Below are 16599 nucleotides of genomic sequence, written 5' to 3'. Positions count from 1 at the left end.
GCACATTCCCATGACCGCGGCGGCTGCGCCGGGACTAAGTTGTGCGGTATGAGCAATCTCGATCGCCAGCCCGCTCTCTCCACCTGCGGCGGCCGCGGGTTCGTCGTCGCCGAGCCGGTGCGCGAGCTCCTGAGCCCGCGCACCGTCAAACTCGGCGAGTCCACGGAGGTCCGCCGCCTCCTGCCGAACCTGGGCCGCCGCATGGTCGGCGCCTGGTGCTTCGTCGACCACTACGGTCCCGACGACATCGCCGAGGAGCCGGGCATGCAGGTCGCGCCCCACCCGCACTCGGGGCTCCAAACCGTGAGTTGGCTCCACGAGGGCGAGGTGCTGCACCGCGACAGCGTCGGCAGCCTGGCGACGATCCGCCCGCGCGAGCTCGGCCTGATGACCTCCGGCCGGGGCATCAGCCACTCCGAGGAGAGCCCGCGCCCGCACGCCCGCCTGCTGCACGGCGCGCAGCTGTGGGTGGCCCTCCCGGACGCGCACCGCGACGTGGACCCGCACTTCCAGCACCACGCGGACCTCCCGCAGGTCACCGCCCCGGGCCTGACGGCGACGGTCATCCTGGGCACCCTGGACTCGGCGACCTCGCCCGGAACCGCGTACAGCCCGATCGTCGGCGCGGACCTGACCCTGGCGGCGGGCACGGAAACCCGGCTCCCGCTGAACCCGGACTTCGAGTACGCGGTCCTGTCGATGTCGGGCGAAGCCCACGTCGACGGCGTCCCGCTCCTCCCGGGCGCGATGCTCTACCTCGGCTGCGGCCGCACGGACCTCCCCCTGCGCGCGGTCTCCGACACCGGCCTGATGCTGCTGGGCGGCGAGCCGTTCGAGGAGGAGATCGTGATGTTCTGGAACTGGATCGGACGGTCCCAGGAGGACATCGAGGGCTTCCGCGAGGACTGGACGAAGGGCACCCGCTACGGCGAGGTCAAGGGCTACGACGGCGCTCCGATTCCAGCTCCGGAACTGCCCCCGACTCGCTTGAAGCCTAGGGGAAGAGTGCGTTGAACTGCGCTGATCTTGTCAGGGTTAGGTCGGGCGGAGAGGCTGTCCTTTCGTTCCGGTTCCCATGGGCTGGTGGACGCAGGCGAGATCTCCGGGCAGGGTTCTTGATCTTGGGTTCCCATCCCATGTAGAGCAGGGTGTGGTCAGGTCTGGTCGGACTAATGCTGCCCCTTTGCTGACTTTGCTGACGAGTAGTTAGATTCCTTGGATCTGACCGATCCGGGCTTCGTGGAGTGGCGGGGCGCCGGCCCCGAGGTGTGGGACCCCTCTCGCTGAACCGCCGGGGTGGCTTCTGGTGGGGCGGGCTTGCGGATGGCTGGAGAGCAGGGGGAGGGTCGGAGCGGGCCACCCCGTGCTCGGATCTGGGCGGGCGCACCTCAGCTCGTCGGTCACGGCGAGGTGAGATCGCATGAACATTCAGCTGACGGTGCGGCGCTACGGGCCGACGGTGCATCTCACCCCGGCCGGCGAGCTCGACCTGCACACCAAGACCGCTCTGGACGGGTTGCAGACAGCCCTCGACCGGATCGACGTGGTGGCCTGCGACATGCAGCACCTGACGTTCGTGGACGTGAGCGGTCTGCACGGTCTGATCGACTTCGCCAGCCGTCTCCAGGCCCGCGGGATCGCGTTCTTCGCCTACAACTGGCGGCCGGAACCGCAGCGTCTCCTCGACCTCGTCGACGGCCTCGACCTGGAGATCGGCCGCGAGCGGAACCGTGTCGGACCCACCGGCCTGCTGCGCCGGTCCCTGCAGGACTCCGCTGCCGCCGCCCGCGCGACAGGAGCCGCCCGGGCCAGGCGGGACGTACTGCGCCGGGCCGTGTGCTGGTCGCGTTAGGCGTTAGGCGTGGGCAGAGAGCCGGCGTCGAGCTCGGCGCGGTCGCGTGCGCGCTGCGCGCGGTCTTGGAGGAGCCGGCGGAAGCCCGCGACGGCGTAGCGTTCCCCGGCACCCGCTCCGGGGGTGCCGGCGACGGTGGCCATGAGCTGTTGGGGCTGGGGCTGCCAGCCGACGATGAGGGTCCTCAGGCCCAGACATTCGGCACGCCGATGGAGGTCCAGGACGTGCAGTAGCCCGTCGGCGTCCATGACGGGCACCTGGTGCATGTCGATCATCAAGACACGGTCGCTGTTTTCGACGGAGTCCAGGGCGCGCTGCAGAGCAGCGCCGGCATCCTCGCCGAGGGTTCCGGCGATGCCGAGGAGGACCGAGGTGCCGTGGTACTGGAGGCTGGTGGTGATCAATGCGGGTTCCTTCCCGTCACCGGCGGGCGCCGGGCGCCCGCAAGGCCCACCATCCTGGCGGCCCCCGTTGCAAGGAGGAGCGGGACACACGGCCACGTGGCCCAACTCATTGCGCATCTTCGGGTGGAGCACTTCCTTACGGATGCGTCGCCCACGGCAGTCCGGGCAGGAGACCGCGGATGCGGCCGATGCACGCGGCGCTGAGGAGGTTCGCCCGATCGAAAGACCTCTGCTTTCGCATTGGGTTCACGCGAAAGAGCCACCGGTCGGCGGGGCGTACCGGGGGTGCACTGTTCGTTGAGGACGGCCGCGCCCAACACGGCATTGACGGGACGTCCGTGCGCCGTCGAAGCTCCGGGTACCTCCAGCTAACGCCCGTCCACGGGAACGCGCCCGGCCGCGCCGTGCGGCGCGGGCCGGGCGCAATGACGTACGTGGCTGTGTCCACGGGTGGTTCGACAGCACCAGGACTGCTGGGTGGGCCTGGTCCACCGGGTCGATTCCGGGCCTCGGAGGTCCTCACAAGTCCTGGGACCGTGGCCGGTGGCTTTCCCCGAAGGTGCAGCCGCATCATGGAATACGGGCCCGTGGCCAGCAAAGATTCTCGTCATGTCTTCTGACCAGAACGTCGGTTCCCTCCGCTCGACGCACACTGCACCCTCGGTGTTCGGTGCGGGAGCTGCCATCGGCGTTCTGGGCGGAATGATCGGTCTGGGTGGTGCGGAGTTCCGGCTGCCGCTGCTGATCAGCCTCTTCGGGTTCGCTGCGCTCTCGGCCGTCATCCTGAACAAGGCGATGAGCCTGGTCGTGGTCCTGGTCGCACTGCCCGCCCGGCTGGCCGCGGTTCCTGCTGCCGAGGTAGCCGAACGCTGGCCCGTGGCGGTCAACATGCTGGCCGGAAGCCTGCTGGGCGCCTGGGCCGGAGCCTCCTGGGCCGTGCGCATGCGCTCCTCGACCCTCTACAAGGTGCTGGCCGCCCTGATGGTGCTCATGGCGGCCGCCCTGGTGGTCACGCACACCACCGCCCTGGGCACGCTCGACCTGCCGCTGTGGGCCAAAGTGCCTGCCGGTGTCGTCACAGGGTTCGGCATCGGCGTTGTCGCGGCGATCATGGGCGTGGCCGGCGGCGAGCTGCTGATCCCGACGATCGTGCTGCTCTTCGGTCAGGACGTTAAGACAGCCGGAAGCCTCTCGCTGCTGGTGTCCCTGCCGACGATGCTGGTGGCGTTCGCCCGTTACAGCCGCGACGGCAGCTTCGCCGTCCTCGGCGCGAACGGCCGTTTCACCATGGTCATGGCCGCAGGATCGATCACCGGGGCAGTGCTGGGCGGCCTGCTGCTCGGCGTGTTCCCGGACGTGGTCCTCATCCCGGCACTGGCCGTCATCCTGCTCGTCTCCGCGGTCAAGCTCGCCCATCACAACTGAAACGGATGAGGGCCGGTGGCGCGCGGCAGGTGCGCGGTGACCTGAACACGGCCGGGAAACGCTTGGCCCCACCGTGGGAGTACGGGCCGATGCGACCGCGCGCCCGGTCAGCCGTCGCACACCACATGAGCTGTCCGGCCCCAGCGGGGGACAGGCGCCGGACGCCTCATGTGGCCAGGCTCTACTCGACTATCCAGAGTTCCCTGAATTCAGGACTTTGTGTACTCTCGTGGCGTGCTGACTGTTGCCCCCGACATCGAGGTGCTGGCCAGGTTCGGCCGCGCGCTCGCCGACCCCATCCGCTGCCGCATCCTGCTCGCGCTGCGCGACGCCCCGGCCTACCCCGCCGACCTCGCCGACGCGCTCGGCATTTCCCGCACGCGGCTGTCCAACCACCTGGCCTGCCTGCGCGACTGCGGCCTGGTCGTCACCGTGCCGGACGGCCGCCGCACCCGCTACGAGCTCGCCGATGAACGCCTCGGCCACGCACTCGATGACCTGCGCACCGCCGTAGTGGCCATCGAAGCCGACCGCACTTGCCCGGACGCCGCCGAGAAGGGGTGCTGCTGACGATGACCGCCGAGACATCCATATCCCTCGGTCCCTCTCCGGCCCGGCGTGACGCGCTCGCCCGCCGGATACGGCTCCTCGTGGCCGCGACCATCACCTACAACGTCATCGAGGCGATCGTCGCCATCACGGCCGGCGCCCTCGCCTCCTCCACCGCCCTGGTCGGCTTCGGCCTCGACTCCGTCATCGAGGTTTCCTCCGCCACCGCGGTCGCCTGGCAGTTCTCCGCCCGCGACCACGTCGTACGCCAGGCCCGTGAGCAGCGCACCCTGCGGATCATCGCCGTCTCCTTCTTCGCGCTCGCCGCGTACGTCACCGTCGATGCCGTCCGCGCGCTGGCCGGGACCGGCGAGGCCGAACGCTCCGTCCCCGGCATCGCCATCGCCGCCCTCTCCCTCGCGGTGATGCCCTTCCTCTCCGCCGCCCAGCGCCGAGCGGGCCGCGAACTCGGCTCCGCCTCCGCGGTCGCCGATTCCCGGCAGACCCTCCTGTGCACCTATCTGTCCGCCGTCCTCCTCGTCGGCCTGGTCCTCAACGCCACCCTCGGCTGGTCCTGGGCCGACCCCATCGCCGCCCTGGTCATCGCCGCCATCGCCGTCAAGGAAGGACGTGATGCCTGGCAGGGCAAGGGGTGCTGCGCGGCCCCCGTTTCGACAGCTCCGGCCGCTCCTGCACCGGCGGCCGCGTGCGGTTGCCGCCCCGGCGGCGACTGCTGCGGGTGAGCCGCCGAGCTCCTTGAAGGACCGAACGGTCCCGGCCGGCTGTCGACCTGGCGGGCGGGACTTCGCCTGCGTCGAAAGTGCGTCCACTACGCCACCGGGAGGGTGTGTGTTAAGGACGCGTCAGGATTGGCTCAAGTCCGGGCATAAGTGATCAGGCTGCGTACGCTTGCTCAGCCGTCGACGCCGATGGCTGATTCTTTGCCGTACGACAGGAGCCCACCACGATGGCCACCCCTGCCCGCACGTCGCGCCTGCGGGCGTGGATGCTGGAAGGCTTGACCGCCGAGAGCAGTTCGCCCGCCGCCAAGGAGGCGGCGGCCCAGCCGCACGGCCGTCCGTGGTGGCGGGTCATGTGCCTGACGGGTCTCGACTACTTCTCCACCCTCGGCTACCAGCCCGGTATCGCGGCGCTCGCGGCCGGCCTGCTGTCGCCGCTGGCGACCATCGTGCTCGTGCTCCTCACCCTCTTGGGTGCGCTGCCCGTCTACCGGCGGGTCGCCCAGGAGAGCCCGAACGGTGAGGGCTCCATCGCGATGCTGGAGCGGCTGCTGACGTTCTGGAAGGGGAAGCTGTTCGTCCTGACCCTGCTCGGGTTCGCGGCGACGGACTTCCTCATCACCATCACCCTCTCCGCCGCCGACGCCACCGCGCACCTGGTGGAGAACCCGCACCTCACCAGCACCCTCCACGGTCACGAAGTACTGATCACCCTGATCATGATCGCGCTGCTCGGGGCCGTGTTCCTGAAGGGATTCAGCGAGGCCATCGGCGTCGCCGTGGTCCTGGTGGCCACGTACCTCGGCCTGAACGTCATCGTGGTGGCCGTTGGGCTGTGGCAGGTGATGACCGAACCCCACGTCATCACCGACTGGACGACCGCGCTGACCACCGAGCACGGCAACCCGTTCATGATGATCGCCATCGCCCTCATCGTCTTCCCGAAGCTCGCACTCGGCCTCTCCGGCTTCGAAACCGGTGTGGCGGTCATGCCGCACGTCAAGGGCGACCCCGAGGACACCCGGGCCAACCCGGCCGGCCGGATCCGTGGCGCCAAGAAGCTGCTGACGACCGCGGCCATCATCATGAGCGTCTTCCTGATCTGCTCCAGCTTCATCACCACGCTGCTGATCCCGACCGATCAGTTCAAGCCAGGCGGCGAGGCCAACGGCCGTGCCCTGGCCTACCTGGCGCACGAGTACCTCGGCTCCGCCTTCGGCACGGTCTACGACATCTCCACGATCATGATCCTGTGGTTCGCGGGCTCCTCGGCCATGGCCGGCCTGCTGAACCTGATGCCGCGCTACCTGCCCCGCTACGGCATGGCCCCGCACTGGGCCCGCGCCCTGCGCCCGATGGTCATCGTGTTCACCCTGGTCGCCTTCCTGGTGACCTGGATCTTCGACGCGGACGTCGACGCCCAGGGCGGCGCGTACGCCACCGGTGTCCTGGTCCTGATCACCTCGGCGGCCGTCGCCGTGACCATCGCCGCCCGCCGGGCCGGTGAGCGCGGCTGGACCATCGGCTTCGGCGTCATCTCGGCCGTATTCATCTACACCACGGCCGTGAACGTCGTGGAGCGCCCGGACGGTGTGAAGATCGGTGCCTGCTTCATCGCCGGCATCATGGCCCTGTCCCTCCTCTCCCGCCTCGCGCGCGTCTTCGAGTTGCGCGTCACGGACGTGGAACTGGACGACATGGCGCAGCGCTTCATCCGCGACACGTCCAACCGCACGATCCGCTTCATCGCCAACGAGCCCGACAACCGGGACCTCGACGAGTACCGGCAGAAGAAGGAGCAGATCCGCGCGGACAATGACATCCCGTCCGGCGACGACGTCATGTTCGTCGAAGTCACCGTCCTGGACGCCTCGGAGTTCGAATCGGGCATGCGGGTCCGCGGCGAAGTGCTGCACGGCCGCTACCGGGTTCTGACCCTGGAGAGCTCCAGCATCCCCAACGCCCTGGCGGCGTTCCTGCTCCACGTCCGCGACGAGACAGGCCAGCGCCCCCACATCTACTTCGAGTGGACCGAGGGCAACCCGATGGCCAACTTCCTGCGCTTCTTCCTCTTCGGCCAGGGCGAAGTCGCCCCCGTCACCCGCGAGGTCATCCGCGAGGCCGAACCCGACCGGGCCCGCCGCCCGCACGTCCACGCCGGCTGACGTCAGGCGACGGGGCGTCAAGAAGCCGACAGGAATCCCGCCGGCTCCTCGACGAGAGGAGGATCCGGCGGGATTCTCGCTGCTGTGACCATCGACTGGCGTCCCGACCGCGGCATCCACCGGACCGTACTCGCCCTCGGGGCGGGCGGCCTGGTGGTCGTCACCACCGGCGCGGCCCTCGACGTCATGTGGCTCTTGGGAATCGGCGTCTGGGGGCTCATCGCGGCGATGGTGATCGAGCTCGTCTACCGGCCCGAGTGAATGCCCAGTTCTGCGCGAATGAGCGGGTCGAGTCGCTGCCATGCGGGGGACGCGGCGTTGACCGTGCCCTGGATGAGGCCGGGGATCTGCGAACCCGCGTCCACTTGGGGAGGCTCGTCGGCGCCATAGCGTTCCCGATGCGCCCCGGCGATTCGGTGGGCGAGGTCGTCGAGGCGGGGGTCGTCGGCGTCGAGGTCGTACGCGTGGTCGTAGTCCAGGAAGAGCTGTCGTAGCCGGGGTCGGCCAGGCTCCCGGACTGGTCGCGCAAGAGCGTGTCCGCGTTGTCGGGGTGGGTGGCGAAGACGAGGATCCACAGGTCGCGCTGGAGGTTGACCCAGCGTGGTGTGAACCCCCAGCGGGCGAGGTCCTCCAGATGGGCGCCGACCTCGGCGGGCAGTGGCGTCAGCTGCCCAGCGGCGAGCCTACGCAGACGCCCTTGCGTTTCCCGCAGGCCGCGGATGCGGGCGGTGAGCTCGTCGTCGATCTCGTGCAACGTCTGCTGGAGCTCCCCGCCGGTCGCTGATCTCAGGTCCCGGATACGGGACAGGGGGACGCCGGATTCGGCGAGCGTCCGGATCTTGACCAGGTCGACGGCATCCTTCGCGCCGTACCGCCGATAGCCGGACGCGTCGTACTCCCGTGCGCCCCCATGTGCCCCTTCGGCGGCCCGAGCGACTCCGTTTACGGTTCCGGGCCATGAGTGGATACGCGAAGGAACCGGCCACGCCGACGGAAATCAGCACCCGCGACCTGCCTCCCTCCGACCAGTGCTCCACGACCCCGGTAGTACCGGCCCCGGTCTGCCGTCTGGAGAACTTCCTCGGCGCCGACCGCGCCGCCCGCCTGCTGAGCTACGCGATCTCCCGGGAGCCGGACTTCCGCGCCGGAACGGTCCTGGACCCGCTGTCGGGCCAGGTCTCGCACAAGGGCCGCAGCTCCCTCGTGCTCCCGGTGACCAGCCCGGTGCTGAGCCGGCACCTAGCCGACTGCCTGCCGCTCGTCCAGGAGGTGCTCGGCCACCGGGCCGCGCTCACGCAGACTTTGACGGTGCTGACCGCGCACGGGGAAGGAGGCCACTACGGCATGCACACGGACGCCTCACGGGTCCGCGACGTGAGCACGGCCCTGTCAGCCGTGTACTACCTCCACCGCAAGCCCCGAGGCTTCGACGGGGGCCAACTCCGGCTGTACGACACCCTGCTCACCGACGGCGGGGCGCAGCCCGCGGAGTCCTACCGCACCGTGGAACCCGAGCACGACACCATCGTCTTCTTCCCGGCGAGCGCCTTCCACGAGGTCGTCCCGTCCACGTGCCCCAGCGGGCATTTCGCCGATCACCGGTTCACCCTCACGACGTGGATCAGCGGTGCCGAGACCACGGAGGCGGTGCAGGGCTCTTCGTTCCGGATCCTTCCGTGGATGGCCCGGGCGGCCGAACGTACCCGCCCGCTCGCGGATGTCGAGCACGACCACGACGGTGCCCGCCCCATCGCGCTTCCGCCAGCTGCCCCTGCCACGCGACTCACCCTCCCCACATTCCGCACGACGCCCTGAACGTGGTGCTGCGAGCTCAGTCCGAGTCGGACCCTCGGACTGAGCCAGGAACGCTCCGAGCAGCTCGGTTGACAGCACGACGGAGGGGATCTGTCGAAAATCCCGAATGCCCAGGTCACCGCCTCAGCGCGCAGAGACCCAAAACGGCACCCCCCACTTTTCAGAACGCCCCCAGCCTGAACTCACCAGACGCACTGCTGCGCGGCGGGCGCAGTCGGCCCATCCGAGCCATCGCCAACGAGCGACACCGTCCGGCCGCCCTGAGCGCCTGCCGGATCTAGCACCTACCCCCCTGGCCGATGGCCTTAGGTCATGTCTCTCCGATCATCGGATCGTTAGCTTGGTGTGACTGGTCGCGGTGATCTGACGGACGCGGAATGGGCCAGGCTGGATCCCCTCCTGCCCGTGAGCAATGGACGTTGCGGCAGGTGGCGGGACCATCGACAGGCGATCAACGGTGTCCTGCACCGAGTTCGGACGGGCGTGCAGTGGCGCGACCTGCCGGAGCGGTTCGGCCCGTGGAAGACCGTCCACAAGCGGCTCCTGCAGTGGTCGGCCGACGGGACCTGGGAGCGGCTGCTGCAGCAAGTCCAGGCTGCTGCGGATGCCGAGGGCGCGATCGACTGGGACGTCTCGGTCGACTCCACGGCCATGCGCGCCCACCAACGGCGCCGGGCGGCCCCGCACACGCCCTGACAGCGTGAGATAAGGCCTACAGCAATCGACGCACGCGGGCCTACCTGCGTAGACGCGGTATCCGGCACGTCATTCCGGAGAAGGCGGACCAGGCGGCCAACCGCGTGACACGTGGCTCCCGCGGCGGTCGGCCTCCCGGCTTCGACAAGGAGCGGTACAAGAAGCGCAACGTCGTCGAGCGAGCGATCAACAGGCTCAAGGGTTTCCGGGCCGTGGCCACGCGCTACGACAAGCGCGGCCACGTTTTTCTTGGCACTGTGACCTTCGCGGCCATTATCATCTGGCTCCGCTCATGGATGGTGGGGCATGGCCTGGCCGAGTGAAATCCGTTCCACCTCGAAGAACCGGGTGGCCCCGATCCGGGCAGCGCCCAGGGAGAGCAGCCAGGGCACCAGTTCGACAGTGGCATCCAGCTCGTCGTAGAAGCCCAGCCGCAGGGTGGTGAGTCGCGTCTCGAAGAGCCAGGCGTCGAGGGCGTCGTCCAGGTGCCGGTCTGCAGCCTCCGTCCGGGTGTCGGCCCAGATCGTCAGCCATGGTGCCAGGGTGCGGGTGCGGGTGCTGACGGCGATGGTCTCCAACACCCCCATGATGTACGCGGGGCCGGGGTGTTCGTGCAGAGTCGAGCGCCACCAGGCGTGCCAGACCTGCTCCAGCGCGTCCCGCTGAGGGACGGGCCAGTCGTGCCAGCCTGCGGTGACCAGCCGGGAGGCGATCAGCCCGTGATCGACGTGGAGCTGGTCGGTTGCCAGGAGCCGTACGATCCGGGGCGTCATTCGGCGATACAGCGCGGGGAAGTCATCCCAGTGGCCGACCGACTTGGCCGCGATGGAGGAGATCAGGTCATCCGGCACCTGGTCGACGGGCCCTTCGAGGGCCGCGAGGTCGCTGTCGGCGTAGCAGTGGGTGCAGCCGCCAACGGTGATTGCATCCGATGTGAGGGGCGCGAAGGCGACGTCCAGTGCGTCGAGTGCGTTCCTGAGTCGACGGTGGGGGTCGGTCATGAGGATCCTGCCCGGGTACTCCATCCGGCAGACCGGTGAAGATCCCGACGCTACCAGTTGGGCAGCCGGTGCGGCATCCAGATTCTGCCGGAGCTCGCCCAGTGGTACAGGGTTACTACCCACCACCTCTGGTGGCAGCGATCTGACGGGCACGAAGATCCTGTCGAGTCGCGCAGGGACACCAAGTCAGATGATCAGAGAGGCATGGCCTAGACAGCTGGCAGCCCGCAGCACTGCGGCCGTGGGCACAGCGGTCCACGGCCGGCACTCCGACCATTGCACCCCGCGGCGGGCAGCAGCACTGACGCAGCCCGACAGTGGGATCAGACTTGGGTGACCGCGACCCTTTCACCTACAGGCTCGAATTCGAACGCGACCCTCACCCCGGGCATTGATTCTTCGCGACACGCGGAGAATGGGAGATGCGAATTGCCCAGCCGTTTTAGCTGGTATGGATCGCATCAACTTCCCCATAGGCCCCATCGGACACTTCGGTTTCTGCGTCACATCCACCTTTCGGCCACATGTTATTCGAACGCTTTCGGCAGAAATAAACGAACCGACGCCTCATTGAACCCCATGCCACCTGCACTCCTCCTGTCCTGATTCGCGACATCGCACGTCAGGGACTTCCAGGTTTCCCGCGTGCATGACGATCAATTTTCGGACGAGAAAGCAATTTCGATTGCCGGACTCCTCGGCCACTCGCACTCTGAGCTCTCCATGCGTCGACAGTTCATGGTCAGAGGGGGATGTGTTGTGACGGATGCGTTTAACGTGATGGAAGTCGCCTCCAGCGGTGCGGGGGGTGCTGGTTGCCGAGATGGCGAGGACCAGCTGGCAGAGCGCGCGCGATGCCATGGCCCGTTTCTTCCACCTGGGCGGGGAAGAGTCAGCTCCCGAGGAACTGCGGGTTCTCGATCTTCGGCACGCCACGTTGGTGGGAAGCCCGGAGAACGAGCGTGCCGCTGTGTCGGAAGAGCTGCGCACCCAGGTGGCGATCCAGCTGGCTGCGTTCCTGATGAAGCACCCCGAGGCTGCAGCCGTTCTGCAGGCTCTGGTTGCCGACAGGACCAGCGAGTCGAGTGGATCCGCTCCGCAGGTGACCGCGACCGGAAACACGAACTCGCAGGTCGTGACGGCAAACGGGTCGATCGGGTCGGTCAGCTACAACAGCCCGGGGGTGGCCCGTTGACGGAGGTCAACCCGTTCGGGCCCCAACGATCGGAGCCCGAAATCTCCGGCCCCGCGGCACCAACAACTGAGGGCGACTTCGCCGGAGGAACGGTCGAAGAATCCCCCGCGGTACTTTCGCCGACTGGTGAGCTGAGTGAGCTGATCCGGTCGGCAAGCGTGAACGTGGCCAACCTCGACAGATCGATCGTCGTCGTGGCCGGCGGTGCCGTCGGCCACGTGAGCATGGACAGCAGGCAGCCGCTTCCAGTAACCGATATCCCCGAGCTTGAGCTTAAGGCTGTCGAACTCGCATGGGTGGGCCAGGGGCCACACGACGAACACCTGCCGACGGTCGCGGAGGCAGAAAGGCTGCTGAGGACAGCGGGGCCGGCCCTGACGGTCATCGCTGGCGCTCCGGGCCTAGGCAAGCGATCCATCGGCCTGCGAACGGGTTGGCTCGTGGCTCACGATCCGCCGACTGCCGACGGCAAACCATTACAGATGACGGAGATCCGGCCCGACTGGGAGAAGCCGGAGGCTCCGGATGTCTCCTTGCTTCCCCAGAAGTCCGGCGTCGTGTACCTACTGGACGTCGCGTCCGAAATCGATGGTTGGGCGGACTCCGTTTCGACGGCCTCCGCGCTGATCAAGCACGCGGAGAACCTCCGACGGATCAATTCGTACCTGGTCGTCATCGCCGACGAGCGGGGCTGGCCCGAGGAGCAGTCGGGTGCACTGGGTGGAGTACTCGTTCGCGCGAAGACAAGGCCGTCTCCCCACCGTGTGGCTGCGGAACATCTCAAGCACGTCTATGGCGTGCCGGATCGCGCTTCGTGGGTTGAATCCTTCCCTCCAGGTCCACTGGCCCACCTGCTGACGAAGGGCACGGGGCCCGCCGACGCCGTGCGTCTGGCGGCGGTGGCGGCTTTCGTCGAGGACTCGGAGACCGGCCGCGAAACCGCCACCAACTCGTTCCAGCAATGGAGCAAGCGTGTTGAGGAGGTCTTCACCGCGACCCAAGAACTTCCCGAGGAGAGGGCATTGCTCGTTTCGGCCCTGTTCTTGGGGGGCGAAGAGGCAGTGACCGTCCAGAGCCACGCTCGCCAGCTACTCAGGGAAGACGCGGAGAGTAGCGTTCGCAAGATCTTGACCGGCCCAGATCTGACGACGCGCCTCAAGGCAGTGGGCGCGACAGTCACGGGGAGGGCCATCTCCTTTGACGACAAACCGGGCTATGCCAGGGCTGTCTCCGTCCATCGCGTACAGCGCCAGCATCAGAATCGGCCTCTCAGAACAGGATCAAGCAGCCGTGGCGGCCCTGCTGGCGACACGACGCAACCAGGCCATTGAGGACGCGAGGTCACGGCAGCGTACCGAAGCCGCCGCCGCGCAGTACGCCCACCCCGCCGCAGTCCTGGTGCGGTGGCTCGAAGCAGAGGACGTCAACTTGGCCAGTCCGCCTAAGCCGCAAGATCTCGAAGCAATCAGCCAGAGGTTCGCGCAGTACAGGCCAGAAGGGGCTCGGGACACCGAATACGAACTCCTGGAGATCCTCCGTGGCTTCCTGGACACATTTTCCGCGCCATCACAGAAGGAGATGCTCTTCACGGTTCTGGCTGCCGGTATGCGCGGCGCACATCGACCTCAACACGCGGAGCAGGTCGATGCCCTGCGCGATCGCCCCCTTCAAACGGCGATAGGCGACGTAGGTGCCGCACGGACCCAGCCCCCGGAGGTGCTCACGTGAGGTGTCCTCGTTGAGCACAGCAGTCTGGCGCTGGCTGCTTTCTCCCAGGACCAGCTGGCGAGCCCGGCGAATGTCCAAAGCCAGCAACGGCAACGTCTCCTTCGATGTGGCATGGCGACACTTACGCGTTCAAGGACATCCTGATGAAGCCGGGTACAGAGCGGCTGGTCACCAGGCCACGCAAGCCGGCACTGATGAGCCGGTCCTCGAACCTCCTTCATCCACCTGAGGTCGGGCCGTCGGGGCCTGCCACCGCCTCGACGCCCTCCTGCGTGGTGAGTCGCCTGGCTACTGATCGCGTGGATCCGCCCGCGGCCCCAGGCGCCCGACACCCACTACCGGCATCATCCGACGACGGAGCCCGGCTCTGGTTATGGAGCGCGATGCGATGCTCCAGTTCCTGCGGAGGCACTTCGAGGTGCCGCACGCTCGTTCTCTACGCGCGCCTACGGCGAGGACGGTGGCAGCACGCCCGCGCGGGTGGCCGATGCGCGCACTCGCCGTAGAAGGTAGCGCAACTGGGCGCGCTCGCCCTTGGTCAGGGATGCCAGCAGTGTGTTGTGCAGGGATTCCAGATCGTTCTGCATCGTCGTCATTGCCGCGGTTCCGGCGGGAGTGAGGGTCACCACCTCGTGTCGACCGCCTATGTTGACGACCATGGCCTGCAGCAGGCCCTGCGCGAGGAGCTCGTCTATCACCTGTGCGATGGCGGCCGGCGGTACCCGCAGTTGCTCGGCGAGATCGAGCCGGGCGTGCGGTCCCAGATCGGCCAGCGTCCTGAGGACCGTCTGATGGAGGGGGCCCAGGAGGCGCATGCCCGGCCGCTCGGCCATCAGCGCGTCCACTGCCCTGCCTGCTTCGGCCAGCAGGTACGCGATCTCCTCCGAGGGGCTCGAGGATCCGCTACCCCTGTCGTACACGTCGCATCCAATCGCCGGGCCGTAGGCAACCCTCCGGCCCGGGACGCACAGACAGACGTCGTTCGTGGCGTAGTGCCGTGCGAGGAAGCCGGCGCACTCAGCTGGGGTGAAGGAGTCCCTTCGGTTCCGGCAAGGTGAGGTAAACCTAGGCTCACGATACGTGACCTGGGGCGATTGGTCTACGTCGATGTCGTCAGTCGCGTGGTTCAGCCGGCGAGGAGAGCCCTGGCGGTGACCTCGACGTATTCGTGCAGCCAGTAGGCCAGGGTCAGGCCCAACAAGGCCGATACGGACACCGCCGCTACGAGTCCGGCGACGGCGGCCCGGGTCCGGTGACTCTGGGGCCGGACGGGAACCGGCCGAAGCAGCGCTTCGACCCGCTGCGGAACGAGCCCCGTGCCGACCGCCAGCAGGGGACCGTGGTTCTCGGGCTGCTTCGTTCGGAGCATGCCCGTCGTCACGACGACCCGGGCGGCGCGCTTGCGCCATGCGGGCAGCGCGAAGGCGTGCGGGTCGCCATCCCGTACGACCAGGAGGTTGCCGTCGGACACGGCGTCACCAGTGGACGCCCATGTCCGCGCGAGTACCGAGCGGTGCTCGTACCAACGGCGTGCCATGCGCACCGCCTGGAACGCCAGAGCCGCACCGGCCGCGGCGGAGACCGGCACGGCGGCGGGCCACTCGGCAGCCGCCCGCGCCAACGGGATCTGCTCCAGGGACGCGAGGAACGGTACGTGGAACAGGCCGATCAGCGCTGCCACGGTGCCACCGGCCAGAAGGACGGCCGCTGCGGTCAGGGCCGCGCACGCTTCGCGCGGCGGCAGGAGTGAGGCGAGCCTGCGGGTCGCGGCCTCCGCACCCCCAGGGAAGGGCCAGGGTCAGCATGACCAGGGCGAGGGCGAGGGTCATGCGCCTTCCTCGGCCTCCAGGAGCAGGCGCCTGAGCGCGTCCTCGTCATCTCCGGACAGTGAGGACACGAACCGCTTCAGGACCAGGTCGCGTTGTGGTCCCCGGTCGAGTTCCCGGTGCATGCGGCCGGCGGCAAGGCCTGCGGCGTCGTCCGCCGCGGCGTAGGCGAAGCCCCGGCCCTCGCGGGTCCGCAGGACCGTGCCCTTCTCGTACAGGCGCCCCAGGATCGTCGTCACCGTCGTTCTCGCCAGGTCCCGGCCGAGGGCGGCGTTGATCTGCTGCGGCGTCATCGGCTTGTCGGCCGCCCACAGGATCGCCAGAACGTCCGCGACGAGCTCACCGTGCGGGCGCCTCGCGTCCTGGCCTTCCTCCACCATCCTGCTACCGCCCCGCTACTGCCCGGACCGTTACGTCCGACGTCTAAGGTTTGCCTTACCTACTGTACGGGGGTGTGGGCGTGGCACCGTACGGCGCGAGTCCGCACTCGGAGGGACCGGGTTCGTCGCCAAGCGGCCGGTGATCCGCAGACGTATCAGCGTCGGTGCTCGCGGCCCTCCGGACGGTCTTGCGGGTCCGCCGTAGCGGGCGGGGTGCCAGCGCTGGAGGCTTCGGCGCGGTCGACCAGCCGGTAGGAGAACGGGTGCTTGAGCCGCCGCTTGGGGCGCCGGACTCGCCCCTGGGCCACGGCAGTATCGATGAGACTGTCGATCAGTGGATTCTCGCGGCGTATCCGTAGGATCTGGTCGCCCCTCAGGCCGATGCTCGCAGCCGCAGTGCCGAGGAAGGCCCCTTGGAGGATGGATCGAAGAACCAGGTGGAGGCCGAGTCCGTTGATCCGTCCACGCGGGGCGACCTCGTGCGCGACGGCGAGAGCCGCTGCCGACGCCATGGCGTTGTCGAAGTAGGGGTCCTTGTGCCAGCTCGCGAGAATGGACTCTGAGACTCCCGCTGCGGTGGCGCATCCTGCGGGCCCGAGCCCCATCGCAGCCGCGTGGAGCGCGTTGGCGCGTCGGAGGTTCGTCTCGGCGGCGAGATCTCGCCGGCCGTGGACCGCAGTGGTCAAGGCCTCGTCGATGTCGGGGGACGAGGCGAGCTCGGCGATCAGCAGTTTCGCCCATTCCTGGCGCTGGGCCGGCTGATCCGGTTCCGGGTTTTTCAATTTCCGCAAGCCTCCTGCCGGACTATGTCGTTCTCCGCATT

The 16599-nt window shown here is 68.3% G+C and carries 18 protein-coding genes and 1 pseudogene; 12 read left to right on the top strand and 7 right to left on the bottom strand.

Translation table 11 applies throughout. The features are described 5' to 3' along the window. Positions 1 to 48 precede the first annotated feature (48 nt). Positions 49 to 1014: a pirin family protein gene (locus ACIQV3_RS21440; protein WP_403714009.1), complete on the top strand. Its 966-nt coding sequence runs from the start codon at positions 49 to 51 to the stop codon at positions 1012 to 1014. A gap of 406 nt (positions 1015 to 1420) precedes the next feature. Beyond that, positions 1421 to 1852 (top strand): STAS domain-containing protein, encoded by a 432-nt coding sequence (locus ACIQV3_RS21435; RefSeq protein WP_403714008.1) that lies wholly within the window; start codon positions 1421 to 1423, stop codon positions 1850 to 1852. On the opposite strand, the gene ACIQV3_RS21430 is transcribed toward ACIQV3_RS21435, so the two are convergent. After that, the gene (locus ACIQV3_RS21430) at positions 1849 to 2256 is read right to left on the bottom strand and encodes an STAS domain-containing protein (RefSeq protein ID WP_403714007.1); all 408 of its coding nucleotides are present in this window, start codon (positions 2254 to 2256) and stop codon (positions 1849 to 1851) included. The two genes, ACIQV3_RS21435 and ACIQV3_RS21430, sit on opposite strands and share 4 nt — an antisense overlap. 609 nt (positions 2257 to 2865) lie before the next feature. On the opposite strand from ACIQV3_RS21430, the gene ACIQV3_RS21425 reads away from it, so the two are divergent. The 8 genes and pseudogenes from ACIQV3_RS21425 to ACIQV3_RS21390 all read left to right on the top strand — a co-directional run bounded on the left by ACIQV3_RS21425 (position 2866) and on the right by ACIQV3_RS21390 (position 9969). Continuing rightward, positions 2866 to 3681: a sulfite exporter TauE/SafE family protein gene (locus ACIQV3_RS21425; protein WP_403714006.1), complete on the top strand. Its 816-nt coding sequence runs from the start codon at positions 2866 to 2868 to the stop codon at positions 3679 to 3681. Between the two features lie 234 nt (positions 3682 to 3915). Beyond that, entirely contained in the window at positions 3916 to 4251 is a 336-nt protein-coding gene (locus ACIQV3_RS21420; RefSeq protein WP_403714005.1) for an ArsR/SmtB family transcription factor, read from the top strand. 2 nt (positions 4252 to 4253) lie between these two features. After that, entirely contained in the window at positions 4254 to 4973 is a 720-nt protein-coding gene (locus ACIQV3_RS21415) for a cation transporter (RefSeq protein ID WP_403714004.1), read from the top strand. A gap of 224 nt (positions 4974 to 5197) precedes the next feature. After that, a complete protein-coding gene (locus ACIQV3_RS21410; protein ID WP_403714003.1) occupies positions 5198 to 7135 on the top strand; it encodes an amino acid transporter in 1938 nt (645 codons plus the stop codon). Between the two features lie 84 nt (positions 7136 to 7219). Beyond that, on the top strand, positions 7220 to 7396 hold the full coding sequence (locus ACIQV3_RS21405) for a hypothetical protein (protein ID WP_243332524.1): 177 nt from the start codon (positions 7220 to 7222) through the stop codon (positions 7394 to 7396). Positions 7397 to 7769: 373 nt separating this feature from the next. Further along, positions 7770 to 7919, top strand: a complete 150-nt coding sequence (locus ACIQV3_RS21400; RefSeq protein ID WP_403714002.1) for a hypothetical protein — start codon at positions 7770 to 7772, stop codon at positions 7917 to 7919. Between the two features lie 173 nt (positions 7920 to 8092). Further along, on the top strand, positions 8093 to 8950 hold the full coding sequence (locus ACIQV3_RS21395) for a 2OG-Fe(II) oxygenase (protein WP_403714001.1): 858 nt from the start codon (positions 8093 to 8095) through the stop codon (positions 8948 to 8950). Positions 8951 to 9295: 345 nt separating this feature from the next. Continuing rightward, positions 9296 to 9969 (top strand): annotated as a pseudogene (locus tag ACIQV3_RS21390) (IS5 family transposase). On the opposite strand, the gene ACIQV3_RS21385 reads toward ACIQV3_RS21390, so the two are convergent. Beyond that, a complete protein-coding gene (locus ACIQV3_RS21385; protein ID WP_403714000.1) occupies positions 9937 to 10647 on the bottom strand; it encodes a hypothetical protein in 711 nt (236 codons plus the stop codon). The pseudogene ACIQV3_RS21390 and the gene ACIQV3_RS21385 sit on opposite strands and share 33 nt — an antisense overlap. A gap of 808 nt (positions 10648 to 11455) precedes the next feature. On the opposite strand from ACIQV3_RS21385, the gene ACIQV3_RS21380 reads away from it, so the two are divergent. After that, positions 11456 to 11842 (top strand): hypothetical protein, encoded by a 387-nt coding sequence (locus tag ACIQV3_RS21380; RefSeq protein WP_403713999.1) that lies wholly within the window; start codon positions 11456 to 11458, stop codon positions 11840 to 11842. Continuing rightward, positions 11839 to 13173, top strand: a complete 1335-nt coding sequence (locus ACIQV3_RS21375) for a hypothetical protein (RefSeq protein WP_403713998.1) — start codon at positions 11839 to 11841, stop codon at positions 13171 to 13173. The genes ACIQV3_RS21380 and ACIQV3_RS21375 overlap by 4 nt, the downstream gene beginning before the upstream one ends. 235 nt (positions 13174 to 13408) lie before the next feature. Here ACIQV3_RS21375 and ACIQV3_RS21370 read toward each other — a convergent pair whose 3' ends face one another. The 5 genes from ACIQV3_RS21370 to ACIQV3_RS21350 all read right to left on the bottom strand — a co-directional run bounded on the left by ACIQV3_RS21370 (position 13409) and on the right by ACIQV3_RS21350 (position 16558). Next, a complete protein-coding gene (locus ACIQV3_RS21370; RefSeq protein WP_403713997.1) occupies positions 13409 to 13657 on the bottom strand; it encodes a hypothetical protein in 249 nt (82 codons plus the stop codon). A 359-nt stretch (positions 13658 to 14016) separates the two neighbouring features. After that, on the bottom strand, positions 14017 to 14490 hold the full coding sequence (locus ACIQV3_RS21365) for a MarR family winged helix-turn-helix transcriptional regulator (protein ID WP_403713996.1): 474 nt from the start codon (positions 14488 to 14490) through the stop codon (positions 14017 to 14019). 206 nt (positions 14491 to 14696) lie between these two features. Then, positions 14697 to 15251, bottom strand: a complete 555-nt coding sequence (locus ACIQV3_RS21360; RefSeq protein ID WP_403713995.1) for a hypothetical protein — start codon at positions 15249 to 15251, stop codon at positions 14697 to 14699. Between the two features lie 144 nt (positions 15252 to 15395). Then, a complete protein-coding gene (locus ACIQV3_RS21355; protein ID WP_403713994.1) occupies positions 15396 to 15776 on the bottom strand; it encodes a BlaI/MecI/CopY family transcriptional regulator in 381 nt (126 codons plus the stop codon). Positions 15777 to 15931: 155 nt separating this feature from the next. Beyond that, positions 15932 to 16558: a hypothetical protein gene (locus ACIQV3_RS21350; RefSeq protein ID WP_403713993.1), complete on the bottom strand. Its 627-nt coding sequence runs from the start codon at positions 16556 to 16558 to the stop codon at positions 15932 to 15934. Positions 16559 to 16599 lie beyond the last annotated feature (41 nt).

The sequence above is a fragment of the Streptomyces sp. NPDC099050 genome, assembly GCF_044759865.1.
Taxonomy (GTDB): Bacteria; Actinomycetota; Actinomycetes; order Streptomycetales; family Streptomycetaceae; genus Streptomyces.
This window is presented reverse-complemented; position numbering and strand designations above follow the sequence as displayed.